17 protein-coding genes and 1 riboswitch are annotated in these 16,264 nt (G+C 71.5%); of the genes, 7 read left to right on the forward strand and 10 right to left on the reverse strand.

Annotation, left to right across the window (positions count from 1 at the left end):
• Positions 1 to 125 precede the first annotated feature (125 nt).
• The gene (locus ABH927_RS25770) at positions 126 to 503 is read left to right on the forward strand and encodes a hypothetical protein (RefSeq protein WP_370025604.1); all 378 of its coding nucleotides are present in this window, start codon (positions 126 to 128) and stop codon (positions 501 to 503) included.
• Positions 504 to 607: 104 nt separating this feature from the next.
• A complete protein-coding gene (locus ABH927_RS25775; protein ID WP_370025606.1) occupies positions 608 to 1,336 on the forward strand; it encodes a hypothetical protein in 729 nt (242 codons plus the stop codon).
• On the opposite strand, the gene ABH927_RS25780 is transcribed toward ABH927_RS25775, so the two are convergent.
• Positions 1,261 to 1,941 (reverse strand): response regulator, encoded by a 681-nt coding sequence (locus ABH927_RS25780; protein WP_370025608.1) that lies wholly within the window; start codon positions 1,939 to 1,941, stop codon positions 1,261 to 1,263. The genes ABH927_RS25775 and ABH927_RS25780 overlap by 76 nt on opposite strands.
• 28 nt (positions 1,942 to 1,969) lie before the next feature.
• On the reverse strand, positions 1,970 to 3,136 hold the full coding sequence (locus tag ABH927_RS25785) for a sensor histidine kinase (RefSeq protein ID WP_370025610.1): 1,167 nt from the start codon (positions 3,134 to 3,136) through the stop codon (positions 1,970 to 1,972).
• Positions 3,137 to 3,331: 195 nt separating this feature from the next.
• Between ABH927_RS25785 and ABH927_RS25790 the strand changes: the two genes are divergently transcribed.
• The 3 genes from ABH927_RS25790 to ABH927_RS25800 all read left to right on the forward strand — a co-directional run bounded on the left by ABH927_RS25790 (position 3,332) and on the right by ABH927_RS25800 (position 7,833).
• The gene (locus tag ABH927_RS25790; protein WP_370025612.1) at positions 3,332 to 4,963 is read left to right on the forward strand and encodes a zinc ribbon domain-containing protein; all 1,632 of its coding nucleotides are present in this window, start codon (positions 3,332 to 3,334) and stop codon (positions 4,961 to 4,963) included.
• 25 nt (positions 4,964 to 4,988) lie between these two features.
• Positions 4,989 to 6,788 (forward strand): protein kinase domain-containing protein, encoded by a 1,800-nt coding sequence (locus tag ABH927_RS25795; RefSeq protein ID WP_370025614.1) that lies wholly within the window; start codon positions 4,989 to 4,991, stop codon positions 6,786 to 6,788.
• A gap of 328 nt (positions 6,789 to 7,116) precedes the next feature.
• Entirely contained in the window at positions 7,117 to 7,833 is a 717-nt protein-coding gene (locus tag ABH927_RS25800) for an SDR family NAD(P)-dependent oxidoreductase (RefSeq protein ID WP_370025615.1), read from the forward strand.
• A gap of 28 nt (positions 7,834 to 7,861) precedes the next feature.
• Here ABH927_RS25800 and ABH927_RS25805 read toward each other — a convergent pair whose 3' ends face one another.
• From ABH927_RS25805 to ABH927_RS25820, 4 genes are all read right to left on the reverse strand, one after another.
• Entirely contained in the window at positions 7,862 to 8,557 is a 696-nt protein-coding gene (locus tag ABH927_RS25805) for an adenosylcobinamide amidohydrolase (protein WP_370025617.1), read from the reverse strand.
• Positions 8,554 to 9,345, reverse strand: a complete 792-nt coding sequence (locus tag ABH927_RS25810) for an ABC transporter ATP-binding protein (protein WP_370025619.1) — start codon at positions 9,343 to 9,345, stop codon at positions 8,554 to 8,556. The genes ABH927_RS25805 and ABH927_RS25810 overlap by 4 nt, the downstream gene beginning before the upstream one ends.
• Positions 9,342 to 10,364 (reverse strand): FecCD family ABC transporter permease, encoded by a 1,023-nt coding sequence (locus ABH927_RS25815; protein ID WP_370025621.1) that lies wholly within the window; start codon positions 10,362 to 10,364, stop codon positions 9,342 to 9,344. Before ABH927_RS25815 ends, ABH927_RS25810 begins: the two co-directional genes overlap by 4 nt.
• Before the next feature lie 98 nt (positions 10,365 to 10,462).
• Positions 10,463 to 11,467 carry an ABC transporter substrate-binding protein gene (locus ABH927_RS25820; RefSeq protein ID WP_370025623.1) on the reverse strand — a complete coding sequence of 335 codons (1,005 nt, stop codon included), beginning with the start codon at positions 11,465 to 11,467 and terminating at the stop codon, positions 10,463 to 10,465.
• A 73-nt stretch (positions 11,468 to 11,540) separates the two neighbouring features.
• Positions 11,541 to 11,670, reverse strand: a riboswitch (cobalamin riboswitch).
• Between the two features lie 199 nt (positions 11,671 to 11,869).
• On the opposite strand from ABH927_RS25820, the gene ABH927_RS25825 reads away from it, so the two are divergent.
• Positions 11,870 to 13,165 carry an acyltransferase family protein gene (locus ABH927_RS25825; RefSeq protein ID WP_370025625.1) on the forward strand — a complete coding sequence of 432 codons (1,296 nt, stop codon included), beginning with the start codon at positions 11,870 to 11,872 and terminating at the stop codon, positions 13,163 to 13,165.
• Here ABH927_RS25825 and ABH927_RS25830 read toward each other — a convergent pair.
• A complete protein-coding gene (locus ABH927_RS25830) occupies positions 13,126 to 13,995 on the reverse strand; it encodes a Gfo/Idh/MocA family protein (RefSeq protein WP_370025627.1) in 870 nt (289 codons plus the stop codon). The genes ABH927_RS25825 and ABH927_RS25830 overlap by 40 nt on opposite strands.
• Positions 13,996 to 14,089: 94 nt before the next feature.
• Between ABH927_RS25830 and ABH927_RS25835 the strand changes: the two genes are divergently transcribed.
• Entirely contained in the window at positions 14,090 to 14,674 is a 585-nt protein-coding gene (locus tag ABH927_RS25835; RefSeq protein ID WP_370025629.1) for a histidine phosphatase family protein, read from the forward strand.
• 58 nt (positions 14,675 to 14,732) lie between these two features.
• Here the strand turns inward: ABH927_RS25835 and ABH927_RS25840 are convergent, their stop codons facing one another.
• The 3 genes from ABH927_RS25840 to ABH927_RS25850 all read right to left on the reverse strand — a co-directional run bounded on the left by ABH927_RS25840 (position 14,733) and on the right by ABH927_RS25850 (position 16,170).
• Entirely contained in the window at positions 14,733 to 15,011 is a 279-nt protein-coding gene (locus ABH927_RS25840) for a hypothetical protein (protein WP_370025631.1), read from the reverse strand.
• Between the two features lie 103 nt (positions 15,012 to 15,114).
• Complete coding sequence (locus ABH927_RS25845) at positions 15,115 to 15,348, reverse strand: DUF397 domain-containing protein (protein WP_261582766.1); 234 nt, start codon at positions 15,346 to 15,348, stop codon at positions 15,115 to 15,117.
• Positions 15,349 to 16,170 (reverse strand): helix-turn-helix domain-containing protein, encoded by an 822-nt coding sequence (locus tag ABH927_RS25850; RefSeq protein ID WP_370025634.1) that lies wholly within the window; start codon positions 16,168 to 16,170, stop codon positions 15,349 to 15,351.
• Between the last annotated feature and the right edge of the window lie 94 nt (positions 16,171 to 16,264).

The following is a 16,264-nucleotide window of genomic DNA, read 5'->3' on the forward strand; positions in this document are numbered from 1 at the left end:
GTAAAGGGCGAGAAGTCAGTACCTAGCCCGTACGGGTGAGGCGCAATCACCCCGGCGGCGGACGTGACGGCGCACGGCGCGGACCTACCGTTCCCGGCTGTAAGAGCAACAGCCGAGGAGGAACGATGTTCAAGCAGTCAGCCAGGTTCCGGCGCGTCGCCACGGGGGCCCTGCTGATCCTGGCCCCCCTGTTCCTGTTGATCGCCGTAATCGTGGACCCCGGGACATGGGGTGACGACCGCGAGGCGGTCAGCTTCCGAGCCAGCCCCGCGCTGGCCCAGGTGGAGTCGGTGCTCTACCACTGGAGCTGGCTGCTCACCGCGGTCGCCGCGATCGGCCTGCTGCACCCGACGCGGCGCAGGGCCGTCGTCTTCGGCCACATCGCCGGGATCGTGACCGTCCTGGGCGCCGCCAACATGTCGGCGCTGATGTTCTCCGACCCCGTGGAGTGGTGGTTCGGACCCCGGCCGCCTGACCGCGCGTCCCTCACCACGCCCGCCTGACCCCGCCCCCAGATATCGCGGCGTCGCCCTAGCGGGTGACGCCTCATCACCCCCGTGACGGACTCCCCGAGACGGGCGTCCGCCACCCCCCGAAAGGACGACCGATGTTGAAGATCACCAATGCCGCCGACTTCCGGCGGACCGCGATCGGCGCCACGCTGATCGTCTCGCCGCTCCTCCAGCTCACCGCCACCCTGGTCGACCCCGGCACATGGAGCGACGACGACCGTGAGGTGGCGACCTTCGCCATCAACCCGGCGCTGGCGCAACTCCAGTCCGCCCTCTACCACTGGAGCTGGCTGCTCCTGCCGCTCGCGGCCCTCGGCCTGCTGCACCTGACGCGCACCCGCGGGACGGTGCTGGGCCACATCGGCGGCGTGTTCACCGCCCTCGGCTTCGTCAACCTGTCGGCGCTGCTGATGGGCGACGCGGTCGAATGGTGGTTCGGCCAGCGCTACCCGGCCGACCAGGCCGAGAAGCTGTTCAACCAGGTGTACGACCTGCCCGGCGTGGTCTTCGCGTTCCAGATGCCGTGGGTCTTCCTCGGCCCGATCGGACTGATCCTGCTGATGATCGCGCTGACCCGGGCCGGCTTCGTCCGCTGGTGGATCCCCGCCGCCGGCGCGCTGGTCTGGATCTCGCCGTACGTCATGGACTACGGCCCGCTCAGCTTCTTCTGGAGCGGCGGCAATGTCCTGGTCCTGGGCTACGTCGGCGTGAAGCTGCTGCGCATGAGCAACACCGAGTGGGCGTCCTACTACCCGAGCCCCATCTCTCCCGGCGCCGTGCCCGGCGTCACCACACCCGACTCGTACGCGAACACGACCGCCTGAGCCCGGTCGCGCAGGTTCAGCTTCATGAGGACGCGTGCGACATGGGTCTTGACCGTGGCCTCCCCGACGAACAGGTCCTTGGCGATCTCGGCGTTGGTGAGGCCGCGGGCGAGCATCCGCAGCACTTCGAGCTCGCGCGGCGTGAGGTCGGACAGCTGCGGCGGCCGGACCGGCTCATGCCGGCCGGCGAAGGAGGCGATCACCCGGGTCGTGACGGCGGGGTCGAGCAGGCCGTCCCCGGCCGCCACCACCCTGATGGCCTCCACGAGCTGCTCGGGCGGGGACACCTTCAGCAGGAACCCGCTCGTCCCGGCCCGCAGCGCGGCGTACAGGTTCTCGTCGGTGTCGAAGGTGGTGAGCATGATGATCTTGGGAGGCCGTGGGGTGTCGAGGAGTTGCCGGGCGGCGGTGAGGCCGTCCATCCTCGGCATGGAGATGTCCATGAGGACGACGTCCGGCTGGACGCGCCTGGCCACGGCGACCGCCTCGACGCCGTCGGCGGCCTCTCCCACGATCTCCATGCCGGGCTCGCTCTCGACGACCATGCGCAGCCCCGCGCGGATCATCGCCTGGTCGTCGGCCAGGACGATGCGGATGGACGTCACCAGGTCTCTCCCGGCGTCACAGCGGTGATCAATTCGTCGCCTCGCTCATCGGAACTCCCTGCGAGATCGGCAGCCTAGCGTTAACGCGGAAGCCGCCCTCGGGCAGTGGCCCGGCCTCGAGCGAGCCTCCGAACAGCTCCGCCCTCTCCCGCATGCCGATCAGCCCGTTGCCTGTGGACAGCGCCGGCCCGCCGCCCCCGCCGTCGTCGACGACCTCCAGCTCCAGCGAGTCGCGGTGGTAGGCGACGCGGATCCACACGTCGGCCTCCCCGGCGTACTTCACCGCGTTGGTGAGCGCCTCCTGGACGATCCGGTAGGCCGACAGGTCGAGGCCAGGCGGGAGCCGTACGGCGTCGCCCTCGACGGCCAGGCTGACGCGCAGGCCGGAGGAGCCCACGGTGGAGATCAGGTTGCCGACCATGTCGAGGCCCGGCTGGGGCAGCGCCTCGTCCTGCGGCATCCGCAGCGCGCCCAGCATGATCCGGAGCTCCTCGACGGCCTCCCGGCCCGTCTGCTCGATGCCCTTGAGCACCAGGTTGTCGCCCCCGAGAGTACGGCGGAGCGCCCCGGCCTGCATGACCATCATGCTGACGCTGTGGGCGACCACGTCGTGCAGCTCCCGGGCGATCCGGTTGCGCTCGGCGGCGACGGCCTCGGCGGCCCGCCGCTCCCGCTCCATCTCCATGCGGGCGGCGCGCTCGGCCATCCGGTGGACCCGCAGGAGGTAGCCGCGCAGGGCCAGCCCGGTCAGATAGGCCGAGCCGAAGAGCACGGTGAGGAAGATGACCTCCTCCAACGGCAGGAAGCGGTGGTCGACGGCCCCCGAGTCGAAGACGAGGATCCCGGTGAGCGCCCAGGTCCCGCCGCGCTTGAGCGGCAGGTGCGCGCCGACCGTGTGGAAGACGATGAGCAGGGCGGCGAGCTGCCAGACCGGGCAGCTCTCGTTGCCCTGCCGGTGCCAGGCGTACTGGGCGAGGATCATCAGGATGAAGACGGCCACCGGAGCCCGGCGGCGATACCACAGCAGGACGCCGGTCACCAGCGCCTGCGCGATCCACCAGAACTCCGGGTTCTCGCTCGCGCCGTAGGCCGTGGCGACCGTCAGCGCCTCAAGCGTGCCGAGGGCGATGACCGCCAGCCCGATCAGGAGATCGACCTTGGGGAGCGAGCGAAGATGCCGGATGAAAGGGCGCATGCCGGGCAGATTAATGTGTTCCCGGCGTCATTCCCATCGCCTAATGGAACGTCCCAATTCGGTTGCAAGTCGTCTGCAAGTGCCCGCATGATCGATCGGCGGTATCAAGTGGGTGTCGGTCCCGGCACAATGCCTTGTACGGCCTAGCCGGCACTGCGACCCTTGGACTGTTCCCATCAGGCATAGGAGACGGCGATGCCCCGCCTGCACTCCCTTTCAGCGGGGCTGGCTGCACTGGGCGTGCTGATCACGCCCCTGCTCCACCCCCACCCGAGCGGGTCCACCGACCGCGTCACGCCCGGCGCCGTCCGCGTGGAGTCGGCCTCCCACGTCTCCATCACGCTGCTGGACGACCGGAGCGTCATCCAGCAGGCGGTGCGCGAGTACGACACCGATCTGGCCGAGGGCAGCGGGTTCACCGTCACCCCGGACGGCGTGGTGGTCACGGCCACCGGAGTCGTCCAGGCCAGCCGGGACCCCCGCGTCTACGCCGCCAACCGGGTCTTCGCCGAATATTTCAAGGTGAAGATCCCGGCCGACTTCTCGCGCCACTCGCTCAAGGACGCGGACCTGGACCGGCGGCTGCAGGCGTGCTACCCCCCGCAGGGGGCGAACTCCACGTGCATCGCCACGGTGACCACGAAGGTCACCGTCTTCCCCTACCTCGACCCGCCGCTACCTGAGGGGCTGCCCGCGCAGATCCTCACGACCGGGGCGTCTCCCGCGGCGCCCGCCGTGCTGAAGCTGACCAAGGGCGGTGAGAAGGAGACCCTGCCGACCGTGCCGCTCGGCACCACGATCGGCAGCGCGGTCGCCTCCCTCGACGTGATGACGCTCACCGGCAGGCCCTCGGCCAAGCTGCCGCCCAAGCTCGACACGGCGCACCTCGACCCACCGGGCAGCCGGACGTTCAAGGCCGACGAGCACGACAAGCTGGCCGCCCTGCTCAAGCAGGGGGCGGCCGGCGCGGCGCTCATCGACGACGGGAGGAGCGAGGTCGTCGGGCTGCTCGCCGGAGGCGGCGACCTCCCGCAGACGATCACCCCCGCCGACGAGATCCGCACGGCGCTGGTCGCCGCGGGCGTCACCCCGCGCCGCGGGCCGGTCGACGTGGTCTACGAGAACGCGCTCGCGTCCTACCACAACAAGCTCTACGGCAGCGCGATCCCGGTGCTGCAGCAGGTGCTCAACCTGCGCAGCGACCACGCCGTGGCGCTCGACCACCTCAGGGCGGCCCGGGCCAAGGCGGGGACGGCCGAGGACGCGGGCCGCGCGGTCAAGGCGGCCGCGCCTCAGCCCAAGAAGGCGGCCGCGGTGTCGCCGCTCGTCTGGGTGACCGGCGGCCTCGTGGTCCTGGGCCTGCTGGCGGCCGTGGCCGTACCGGTGCTGCTGCGGCGCAGGCGCACAGCGGGCACGGGCGGGGGCACGGGCGGGGGCGCGGGCGACGCGCCGGCGCAGGAGCCGGTGCCCGTGGCGTCCTGGCCGCCGCACCCCCCAACCCCCGGCGCAAACCCGAGCGCAAACCCCGGCGCGACACAGGTGTTCGAGGCGCCCCGACCGGAGACGTCGCGGCCACCGGGCACACTCGACACGCCTCGTCCCGGCGAGGTGTCGGACCCGCCGGGGACCTCACGGCCGCCCGTGCACATATCGGGGCCCGGCCAATCCGGGTCCAGCCGGCCCGTGCCGGTCCCGCAGCCCCAGCGTCCGGGCGACAGCTCGCCGCCGCGCGGGCCCGCGCAGATGAAGTTCTGCACGCAGTGCGGCATGCGGCTCGGGCAGGGGCACCGGTTCTGCGGCTTCTGCGGGCACCCGGCGGACTCGTGAACCGGCTCACACGCGAGGAGGCGACATGAGCGACGGGCCCTCCATGCCGCCGCTCATCGGGCGGCAGCTCGGTGACTACATGGTCGAGGCGGTCGTCGGGCGGGGCGGCATGGCCACCGTCTACCGGGCGAGAGACCAGCGGCTCGGGCGTGCCGTGGCGCTGAAGATCCTCGCGCCGCAGCTCTCCCACGACCACCGCTTCCGCGACCGGTTCGTCCGCGAGTCGCGGCTGGTCGCGAGCATCGACCACCCCAACATCATCCCGATCTACGAGGCGGGCGAGCGGGACGAGCTGCTGTTCATCGCCATGCGCTACGTCGAGGGCAGCGACATGCGCAAGCTGGTCCAGTCGGCGGGCCCGCTGCCGGTGGCGCGGGCCAACCGGCTCTTCTCGCAGATCGCCTCGGCGCTGGACGCGGCCCACGCGAACGGGCTCGTCCACCGCGACGTGAAGCCGGCCAACATCCTGGTGACGGAGTCCGACCACGTCTACCTCACCGACTTCGGGCTGACCAAGAGCTCGTCGGCCGAGGCCGGGCTGACCAGCCACGGGCACTTCATGGGCACGCCGCGCTATGTCGCGCCCGAGCAGATCCGCGGGCTGCCGGTGGATGGGCGCAGCGACCTCTACGCGTTCGCCTGCGTCGTCTACGAGGCGCTCGCGGGGCAGCCGCCGTTCCAGCGCGACACAGAGCTCGCGCTGCTGTACGCCCATGTGTCCCACGAGCCGCCGCCGCTCACGCCGTACCGCAACGACCTGCCGCACGCGGTCAACGCGGTGATGGCGCGGGGTCTCGCCAAGACCCCCGACGAGCGGTTCCCGACCTGTCAGGCGTTCGTGGCCGCGCTCCGTGACGCGATCAGCGGCGTGGAGGACGACCACCCGGCGTACGACCACCCAGGTTACGACCACCCGGGTTACGACCAGCGCGCGCACGACCGCCAAGGCCCGGAGGCCGGACAGCCCGGCCGGCAGCCGGGGGCCCAGTCCTATCCCCCGGTGTCGCACCCGCCCGTGTCACACCCATCCGTATCCCAGCCGCCCGTGTCGCACCCGTCGGCGTCCTACCAGCAGGCGTCCTACCAGCAGGCGTCGCACCCGCAGACGTACCCACAGGAGTCCTACCCGCAGGAGTCCTACCCGCAGGCGACGTACCCTTCGGAAGCGCAGACGGCGCCGAGCGCGGCGGCCGCCAAGCGGAAGTTCCCAGTGGGGCCCGTGATCGGCGGTCTGGTGCTGCTGGTCTGCCTCGCGGTGGCCGCCACGCTGGTCTTCACCCGGGGCGGCGACGCGAATGCGCCCTGGAACACCTACCCGGGCACCGTGGCCGCGCCGTTCACCATGGCCTATCCCTCGACCTGGGGGCAGGCGAAGACGAACTCCGACCAATGGATGATCGCCTCTCCCGCGACCGGCGAGTTCAACGCGCTGTTCGCGGTCCCCGGCAACACCGACTGGTCGAAGGTCAATCCGATCATCAGCAGCCAGCCGGAGCGCGCGGCGGGCGTCTTCGCCCAGGTGAGCAACACGCTGAGCACGTCGGACTCGCCGGTCGAGCTCCAGCAGAGCCTCCAGTCGGCGCTCCCCGGCACGGTCGGCTTCAGCGGCGCGCCGGTGCCGACCACGGTGGGCGCCAAACCCGCGTTCAAGATCGCGGGGCTGATCAGCGACCCCCAGCAGGTCGGCCGCCTGGACTTCCAGGCCTATCTCGTACGGCAGGCCACAGGGGACACGACGGTGCTGATCACGTTCTTCTGCGCGTCAGGCAGATGCGACCAGCAGGTCATCGACCACATGGTCAACACCGTCGCGTTCACCTCCTGACAGCCGGAAGCCGCTCGATTGCGCGAGCATCCGGATGACCCCGCTTGACCGGCCCGAGGCCATGGTGTCCAGCCGCGGAGCGCAGCCGCTTGTCGTAACCCGACTGCCGCGGCAGACAGGGGAGCCCTCTACCACTGCGCACACTCCGGTTCCTCTTGGCATCAGCGCACGTCCGCGCCCTGCTGGCAAAGATTGCTTGACGCAACAAATAGATGTAGCGTCTGCACTCGTTGGTTAAGCCTGCAGATGTGTTCGGTTGAACCGGGGGCAGGTAGCACACTCCCAGAGATCCGGAGAGAACATGACATTCACCGGCGAGGTTGCCTTGGTGACTGGTGCGTCCAGTGGGATCGGTAAGGCTGTCGCGGAGCGGCTCGGTCGGGAAGGCGCCAGCGTGGTCGTCTGCCACTCCCCTTCAGAGAGTGATACGGCACAGGGAGCGGCAGTAGCGAAGGCCCTCCGCGAGAGCGGCGCCGCCGCTGTGGCCGCCGGTGCCGACATCTCCGACCCCGGACAGGTGCGCGCGCTGTTCGATGTCGCCGAGAAGGAGTTCGGCGGCCTGGACATCTTCGTACACAGCGCCGCGAACACCCGGCACGGGACCCTCGCGGATACCACTGACGAGGACTTCGACCAGATCTTCGCCACCAACGCCCGTGCCTCATTCGTGGCGCTCCGCGAGTGCGGCCTCCGCATGCGGGAAGGCGGCCGGGTGGTAGTGATTTCCGCTGGGCTGACGCTCATGCCCCGCCCAGGCACCGGGGTGTACGCGGCCAGCAAGGCGGCGGCCGATCACCTCGTCCGGGTCGCGGCGCGTGAACTGGCCCCGCGCGACATCAGGGTGAACAGCGTGCTGCCTGGCGCGGTCAACACGCCCGCTCTCGCCGGCGTTCCTGCCGAGCTGATCGCCCGCGAGGTCGATGCCACTCCGCTCGGCCGTGTCGGCGAGCCGGAGGACATTTCCAACGTCGTGGCGTTCCTGGCGTCCGACGAGGCACGGTGGATCACCGGACAATGCATCGGCGCCGGCGGCGGGATGTTCTGATCAGCCCGATCCGCATCCCGGGCTGAAATCAGTGACCGTCCGCCGAGGAGGCGTACCGCCGCCAGCCTTCGGCCCCGTCGAGGACGGCCCGGTGGACGGCCCGCGCGATCCGCGCTCCCCACTCGGAGCGCGGGCCACCGAACAGCTCCTCCGGGCCGTCGTCGCGTACGGCCACGCACACGGCGTCCGACGCGGTGCCGGTGCAGAAGAACCCCGCTTCGGTGAGCGCTTGGGTCTTGGCCTCGGTCACGGTCATGACCGCGTTGACGAGCGCCGCGTCGGAGAACGCCACGGGGACGGCCACGATGATGTTGATCGTCCCGGGACGGGCCGCGAACGGCCCGGGAGCCCCGCCGCGCAGCTCGGGATCGGGCCTGCCCTCCGGGGAGGCGGCCCACGTGGGGACCCGCAGGCCGACCGTCGCCACGGCCTCCACTTCCCCGTCGGCCGCACGGGTGTAACGCTCCACCATCGCGGCCGTCAGCATCCCGACGCCCGGCCCCTCGGGGCCCATCGCGAGCAGGTGGTCCACCGGGTCCATGCGGGAGTAGTCACTGGTCACTTGGGCGTTCAGCACCCACTCCCGGCGGCCGACGCCGCCGCCGAGCATCGCCGAGGAGATCATCCGCCAGCCTGGCCCGAACTCCCAGAGCAGCGACCCCAGCCGCGCGCCGTCCTCGAACCGGTGGCTCAGCGACAGCGGGCCGCCCGCCTGCGCGCTCACCGGTCACCCGGCCGGATCAGGTGCACGAGCGGCCTGCCGTCCGGGCCCGGCTCGACCCTGACCTGGGCCCCGAAGTGCCGGACGAGGAGCGCCTCGGTCAGCACCTGCTTCGGCGGACCGGACGCGACCGCCCTTCCCGAGGACAGCAGGACCAGCGAGTCGGCGTACTGCCCGGCGAGGATCAGGTCGTGCAGCGTCGTCACCACCGTCAGCCCGTCCGCCAGGCGCAGGCGGTCGACCAGCTCCAGCACCTGCTGCTGGTGGCCGAGGTCGAGCGCGGTCGTCGGCTCGTCGAGCAGCAGCACGGGGGCCTCCTGAGCCAGGGCGCGCGCGAGCACGACCCGCTGGCGCTCGCCGCCCGACAGCTGGCCGAGCGGCCTGGACGCCAGCTCCGTCAGGTCGAGCCGTTCCAGCACCGACCCCGTCACCTCGCGGTCCCGCGCGCTCTCCCGTCCGAAATAGGCGATGTACGGCGTGCGCCCCAGGAGTGCGTAGTCGTACACGGTCATGTCGGCCGGCAGGGAGGGATTCTGCGGCGCGTAGGCGACGAGGCGGGCCCGCCGGCGCGGCGCGCGGTCGCGCACGGGGGCGCCGCCGATGAGTACCTCCCCCTGGTGGGGCACCAGGCCCAGCATGGCCTTGAGCAGGGTGGACTTGCCCGCGCCGTTCGGCCCGATGATCGCCAGCCACTCTCCGGCGCCGGCCGACAGCGCGACGTCGGCGAGCACCTCCCGCCCGCCGAGCGTCACCCCGAGCGCCCGCACCTCGACCGGGCACTTGGGATTCACGTGTCCACCCGCTTGGTCAGGCGCAGGACGACCACGAAGAAGGGCGCGCCGACGAAGGCGGTGACCACGCCGATCGGCAGCTCGGCGGGGGCGAGCACGGTGCGGGCGACGAGGTCGGCCAGCTCCAGGAACGCCGCGCCGCCGACGAACGACAGCGGCAGCACGACGCGGTAGGACCAGCCCGCCAGCCGCCGGACCACGTGAGGGACCACGATGCCGACGAACGCGATGAGCCCGCTCACGGCGACCGCCGACGCGGTGGCCAGCGACGCGGCGAGGAGCACGACGAACCGGGCACGGGCGGCGCGCAGGCCCAGGCTCATCGCCTCCTCGTCGCCGACCGAAAGCACGTCGAGCAGCCGTCCGTGCAGGAGCATCACGGCCGAGGAGACGACGGCATACGGGGCGATCAGCCAGACCTGCTCCCAGCCGCCGCCCACGTCTCCGAGGATCCACGAGTAGATCCGCTGGAGCTCGTCCACCTTGAGCTGCTGCACGAACGTCTGCAGGGCGGTGAGGAACGACGTGACGGCCACCCCGGCGAGGACGAGGGTGGCCGTGCCGCCGCCGCGGCCCGCGGTGTTGCCCAGCGCGTACGCCAGGAAGACGCCGCCGACCGCTCCCGCGAAGGCGGCCACCGGCACGAGCCGGGCGTCGCCGCCGAGGAACACGACGATCATCGTCACGGTGAGGCCCGCCCCGGCGGCGGCTCCCAGCAGGTACGGGTCGGCCATCGGGTTGCGGAACACCCCCTGGTACCCCGCCCCGGCGATCGCGAGCAGCCCGCCCACCACGGCAGCGAGCAGCACCCGGGGCACCCTGAGCTGGAACAGCAGATTCTGCTCGACCGGCGACAGGCCCGAGTCCACCGAGACGAACGGCAGCCGGTCGAGCAGCGCGAGCGCGATGCCCCTGGGCGAGATCCCGGCCGCGCCGACGAGCACGCCCAGGGCGAGGCTGAGCGCCAGCACGACCAGGGCGACGATGAGCGGCCCGAGGCGCAACCCCGCCGACGTCACCGGTCCGCCCGGCGGCCGTCCTCCCCCGGAAGCCGCCTCTCCAGTAAGGCGTTCCGGAAGCCGTTCTGGACGCCGTGCCCCCGGAAGACGGGCGCGCCTCAGCTCGCGGCCTTCTGGACGGCGGCGCTCACGGCCGTGGCCAGGTCGGCGACGCGGGGCCCCCAGCGGGAGGCGATGTCGTCGTCGAGCACGACGACGTGGCCTTCCTTGATCGCGGACAGCCCGGACCAGCCGGGACGCTCGGCGAGGGCGGCGGCGTTCTGCCCGCAGCACTTGGTGTCCGCGAGGAAGATCAGGTCGGGGTCGGCCTTGGCCACGAACTCGGCCGACAGCTTCGGATAGCCGCCCGCCGCGTCGGGGGCCTTGTCCGCGATGTTCGTGAGCCCGAACAGCGCGTAGATCTGGCCGATGAACGTGCTCGACGTCGCGGCGTAGGGCGTGGTGTCCAGCTCGTGGTAGTACGTCAGCCGCTTGCCCTTCGGCGCGGCGGCGGCGAGCTGGTCGAGCCGGGTCTTCATCCCGTCCACCACCTCCGCCGCCTTCATGGCGTTGCCGGTGGCCGCGCCGAGGTCGGCGATCTGGTCGTAGGCCTCGTCCAGCTTGGTCGCCGCGGGCTCCAGGATCACCGGCACGCCGACCTTGCCGAGCCCGGCGACGACGCCTTCCAGGTCGTTGGCCAGCACGACGAGGTCGGGCTTGGCCGCGACGATCGCCTCGACGTTCGGCTTGAACCCCGACAGCGAGGTCTTGGGGGCCTCTGGCGGGTAGGTCGACTGGTCGTCCACCGCGGCCACCTGGGCGCCCGCCCCGATGGCGAACAGCGTCTCGGTGGCCGTCGGGGAGAGCGAGACGATGTGCTCGGGCCTCTTGGCGATGGTCACGGAGCCGTTCCCGGCCTGGACGGTGACGGGGAACGCCCCCTGAGCCGTCGTCGTGGTGCTTGGCGAGTTGGCGTTGCCGGCGGTGGGAGCGGCGGCGCCCGTGTCGCCCGCCTGGCCGCATCCGGCCAGTCCGAGCACACAGAGCAAGCCGACCACACAGAGCACGCGCACGCCGGCCACACCGGGCAGCACGCGGGCGACGGCCGTGCGTACGGGACTCACGGAATCCTCCAGGGGGAGCCGGGAAATCGAGAGACCCGCTGATAGCGACGGATCACCCTTTTCCTCGAGGGTTGATGGCGTCGGCGCGGGATGCAGGCGACCTGGCTCATCCCCGGGGGCGGGGAAACACAGTTGCGGGACAGCGCCGGGCTCACACCGGACTTCGCTACAGCACGCGCGTTGCACAGAACGGTACCAACTCCCGTCCCACCGTCCAGTTCGCGGGCCCGCACGGTCCGCCTGAACGGTCCAGCGGCCCCGGTCTCTCCCGCCGATGGTAGGGCCTGCCCCACCTGCGGGGTCGCCTCTGGGCGCGACCACGAGTAGTGCCTCCGTCGCTGCGCTGACCAGGGGGTTCGCGAAACCTTTAAGGGGTCCGATCCCCCGGCTAAGGCGGCTCCCATGTCCCTGACCACGCTTCCCCCGGCACCCGTACGGCCGGCCGCCTCACCGGCGCCGCGGGACCGGTTCATCGACCTGCTGCGCGTCTTCGGCATGGTGCTCGTGGTCCTCCAGCACTGGACCATGCCGGTCCTGATCTACGCGGACGGCAGGCTCACCACGGGCAACGCGCTGGCGGGCGTCCCCCTCGTCACCTGGCTGACCCAGGTCATGCCCCTCGTGTTCTTCGCGGGCGGCGCGGCCAACGCGATCAGCTGGCGGTCGGCCTCATCCGGCTCGCCCTCATCCGGCTCCGCGGGCCTGTGGACGGCCAGGCGGCTCCGCAGGCTGGCCTGGCCGGTGCTTCCCCTGGTCTTCGTCTGGCTGCCGCTTCCCTACGTCCTCGACGCGCTCGGCATGCCGTCCCAGCCGGTCGAGGTGGCGGCGCGCACGGTCGGCCAGCTGCTCTGGTTCCTCGCCGTCTACCTGGTCGCCGTGCTGGCCACGCCGTACATGGCCCGTGTGCGGGCGTCGCGCGCCCTGCCCGCGCTGGCCGCGGGGGCGGTGCTCATGGACGTGATCCGGTTCTCCGGCCTGGAGGGGGCCGGCTATCTCAACGTGGTCTTCGTCTGGCTGGCCGTGCACCAGGTCGGGTTCCTGTACGCCGAGGGCAGGCTGGCGTGGCTGGCCGGGCCCCGCGCCGCGGGACTCGCGGTGGCCGGGTTCGGCATGGTCGCCGGTCTGGTGGCCGCCGGGCCGTACCCCGCCAGCATGATCGGCATGCCGGGCATGATCTCGAACATGGCCCCGCCGAGCGCCTGCATGCTCGCGCTGTTCGCCGGGCAGCTCGGCCTGGCGATGCTGCTGCGGCCCGCCCTCAACACGCTCGCCCGGCGCCCCAAGATGAACGCCCTGCTGGCCGTCCTCGCGCCGCGGATGATGACGATCTACCTCTGGCACATGACCGCCCTGGTCACCGTGGCCGGGATCGCGATGTTCGGGTTCGGGCTGGAGACGCCGGAAGCCGGATCGTTCACCTGGTGGGGCCAGGTGCCGCTGTGGCTGGCGGCTCTCGTGACCGTCCTGCTGGCGCTCGTGGGCCTGTTCGGGCGCTTCGAGGAGCCGACCGGCGCCGCGTCGGCCGGTCGGGTCGTCGCGGCGGCCGTTCTGATCGGCGGCGCGCTGACCGCCCTCATGGTTACCGGCTTCGTGCCCGGCGTGGCGCCGGTGGCCGCCTCACTGGCGCTGGTCGCGGGCCTGCGCCTCGCGGCGGCCGCTCAGCCGAGCTGGCGCTCCGCGTCGGCGATGATCTCCTGAAGCCGCAGGCCGTGGCGCGCGTCCAGGGGGTGCCCACCGCCCCGGCGGACGGTGTCGGCGAACTCGCGGGCCACCGTCGCGAAGACGTCGTCGCCGAGCTCCGAGCCGAGGAGCAGGGCGCTGCCCTCCCGCCCGTAGACCTCCACGCGGGCGGGCGGCAGCTCGCCCTGCGCCGCCATGCAGAGCGACGCCTCGCTGACCGCGCCGTTCGCGTGCTCCAGCATCAGCCCGACCCAGCCGAGGGGGTCGCCGTGGGCCCTGACGGAGACCACCGGGCCGAGGGCGGCGTCCAGCAGGTCGATCATGTGCGGTCCGACGTCGAGCACGGCGCCGCGCTCCAGGCGCCACGGGGTCGCGAACGGCCCGCCCTGCAGGGCGCCCGAGATGTTGGCCGCGTAACCGCCGAACGGTCCCAGCTCGCGGGCCCGGTCGAGGAACGCCGTGGTCGCCGGCGAGTAGCGGAAGGTGAAGACCATCTGGGAGGCCACCCCGGCCTCGCCGATGGCGTCGGCCAGCCGCCGCGCGCCGTCGAGGTCGGCCGCGAGGGGCTTCTCCAGGAGCAGCGCCTTCCCCGCCTTCGCGGCGAGGACGCCGATCTCGGCCTGTACCGCGGGCGGCACGGAGAACGCGATCGCCTCCGAGACCTCGAACAGGTCCTCCAGCCGCTCGAACGAGGGGGCGCGGTGCCTGCCCGCGAGCTCGTCGGCCGCCTCCGGCCTGCGAGCCCACACCCCGGCGAGCCTCGTGTGCGGCCCGGCGGCGAGAGCCGGTGCGTGCACCATCTCCGCCCACGGGCCCGCGCCGACCAATCCCACCGATACCGGTTCCATGTGCGCCCTCCCGCCGCGACCCTACTGGACCGCCCCGGGGCGGACGGCGGGCGGGTTCGGCGGGCGGAAGCCGTACCGGCATGATGGTTTGCCTATGGAAGTCATCCTGCTGAGACACGGCGAGACCGAGTGGAGCAGGGCGGGACGGCACACGGGCCGGACCGACCTGCCGTTGACCGGGCGAGGAGAGGAGCAGGCGCGCGCACTGGCCGGCGTGGTCAAGGACCGCGTCTTCTCCCTGGTCCTCGTGAGCCCCGCCCAGCGGGCCCGCCGTACGGCGGAGCTCGCGGGGGTCGAGTCCTACGAGGTGGACCCCGACCTGTGGGAGTGGGACTACGGCGGCTACGAGGGCGTGACCACCGCCGAGATCCGCGGGACCCGCCCGGGCTGGTACGTCTGGCGGGACGGGATCGTCCCCGGGGACGAGGCGCACCCCGGCGAGACGGTCGAGCACGTCGGCGAGCGGGCCGACAAGGTCATCGCGCGCATCCGGTCGGCCGGCGGGGACGTGCTGATCGTCGCCCACGGCCACTTCCTCCGCGTGCTGGCCGCCCGATGGCTGGGGTTGCCTGCCGCGTACGGGCGGTACCTGCGGCTGGACACCGGCACCTACTCGGCTCTGGGGTACGAACACGAGGAGGCCGTCCTGCTCCGCTGGAACGCCCCCGTAGCCCCGTAGCCCCGTATAGGCGCGCGGCCTGCCGGGACGGTCCGTAGGTGCCGTCTTCGTCCGCTCCTCAGGAGGTGGCGGCGACCGGCTTGGGTTGCGGCCCGCGGCCCGTCAGCCATTCGAGGACCTTGCGGTGGCCGCGGCGGGCGTCCTCGAAATGGCCCCATCGCCAGTAGCGAGGCTGGTCGCGCACTCCGGTGACCCAGGTCCGGTAGGCGACCGTCCGCGGCGCCCCGTCTTCCGGATCGGCCGCCGATGCCACGCCGTACGTGCGGATCACCACGCGGCCGCCGGGCGCGAACAGCACGTCGTCGGCCACCGGATAAAGAGTCATCTGGTCCAACACGACCGGCCCCCTCGTTTCAGCGTTCAAGGACCTAATCTGCCGGATCGTTGTTACGCCGGCTGCGCGGCGCTGTTACGCGCGTCCGCGCGGCGTTAATACGGCGTTACACCAGGAGGCCGTCGAACTCGCCGTCCTTGACCCCGAGCACCAGCGCCCGGATCTCGTCGCGGGTGTAGATCAGGGCCGGCCCCTCGGGATAACGCGAGTTCCGTACGGCCACGCTGCCGTCGGGGAGCTCCGCGAGCTCCACGCAGTTGCCGGTCGAGTTGCTGTGGACGCTCTTCCGCCAGGTGACCCCGGTGAGGTCAGTTGCGGGCATCCCGTTATATGTCTGCATTCATATCTCTCTGAGAAATTCGCCGAGAATCTCGGCGGTGCCCCCGGGAGTTGTGCTCTCCACGCACAACTGCTCCATAGCCGTGAGGTAGGGATCGATGTCCTCACGCTTGTCAAGGTAGAGGGCACCCCACAGCTGCTCGACGTAGACCACGTCCGAAAGGTCGGACTCCGGGAAGCGGAGGATCGTGAACGCGCCACCCTCGGCCGCGTGCATCCCGAAGCGGAAGGGCATCACCTGCAGGGTGATGTTGGGCAGCGTGGCCACCTCCAGCAGGTGCTGGAGCTGTTCACGCATGACCGCTCCCCCTCCGATGGGCCGCCTGAGCGCGGCCTCGTCGACGACGGCCCACAGCCTGGGACCGTCCTTGTCCGTGAGCCGCTCCTGCCGCTGCATGCGCAGATGCACACGCTGGTCGATCTCGGCCTTGGGAGCGTCCGGATACCCGAGCTGGACCACCGCCCGGGCGTACGCCTGCGTCTGCAACAGGCCGGGCACGAACTGCACCTCGTAGGTGCGGATCACGCTCGCGGCCTCCTCTAGTCCGACATAGGTGACAAACCAGTTCGGCAGGACCTCGCCGTACTTGTGCCACCAGCCAGGCGTGTTCGCCTCGCGGACCATCTCCAGCAGGCCACGCCGTTCCGCGTCGTCGTGGACGCCGTACAGCGTGAGCAGGTCTTCGACGTCACGTGTCTTGAACCCGACCCGGCCCAACTCCATCCGGCTGATCTTCGACTCCGAGGCACGGATGTGGAACCCGGCGACTTCGCGGGTGAGCCCGCGGTCCTCGCGCAGCCGGCGAAGACTGGCGCCGAGCATGATTCGCCGAACGGTGGAGCCTGATCCGGGCGGATCTATCGACACGTGCTATTCCTCCGCTTTGTGGACTGGTTCACAGTCTGTCAAAGATCGC

This window comes from Planotetraspora sp. GP83, from assembly GCF_041262585.1.
GTDB lineage: Bacteria > Actinomycetota > Actinomycetes > Streptosporangiales > Streptosporangiaceae > JAOEGB01.

Coding starts and splice junctions, on each gene's coding strand:
- ABH927_RS25770 (WP_370025604.1), top strand. CDS start 126: ATGTTCAAGCAGTCAGCCAGGTTCCGGCGCGTCGCCACGGGGGCCCTG.
- ABH927_RS25775 (WP_370025606.1), top strand. CDS start 608: ATGTTGAAGATCACCAATGCCGCCGACTTCCGGCGGACCGCGATCGGC.
- ABH927_RS25785 (WP_370025610.1), bottom strand. CDS start 3,136: ATGCGCCCTTTCATCCGGCATCTTCGCTCGCTCCCCAAGGTCGATCTC.
- ABH927_RS25790 (WP_370025612.1), top strand. CDS start 3,332: ATGCCCCGCCTGCACTCCCTTTCAGCGGGGCTGGCTGCACTGGGCGTG.
- ABH927_RS25795 (WP_370025614.1), top strand. CDS start 4,989: ATGAGCGACGGGCCCTCCATGCCGCCGCTCATCGGGCGGCAGCTCGGT.
- ABH927_RS25825 (WP_370025625.1), top strand. CDS start 11,870: ATGTCCCTGACCACGCTTCCCCCGGCACCCGTACGGCCGGCCGCCTCA.
- ABH927_RS25830 (WP_370025627.1), bottom strand. CDS start 13,995: ATGGAACCGGTATCGGTGGGATTGGTCGGCGCGGGCCCGTGGGCGGAG.
- ABH927_RS25835 (WP_370025629.1), top strand. CDS start 14,090: ATGGAAGTCATCCTGCTGAGACACGGCGAGACCGAGTGGAGCAGGGCG.
- ABH927_RS25845 (WP_261582766.1), bottom strand. CDS start 15,348: ATGCAGACATATAACGGGATGCCCGCAACTGACCTCACCGGGGTCACC.
- ABH927_RS25850 (WP_370025634.1), bottom strand. CDS start 16,170: ATGCTCGGCGCCAGTCTTCGCCGGCTGCGCGAGGACCGCGGGCTCACC.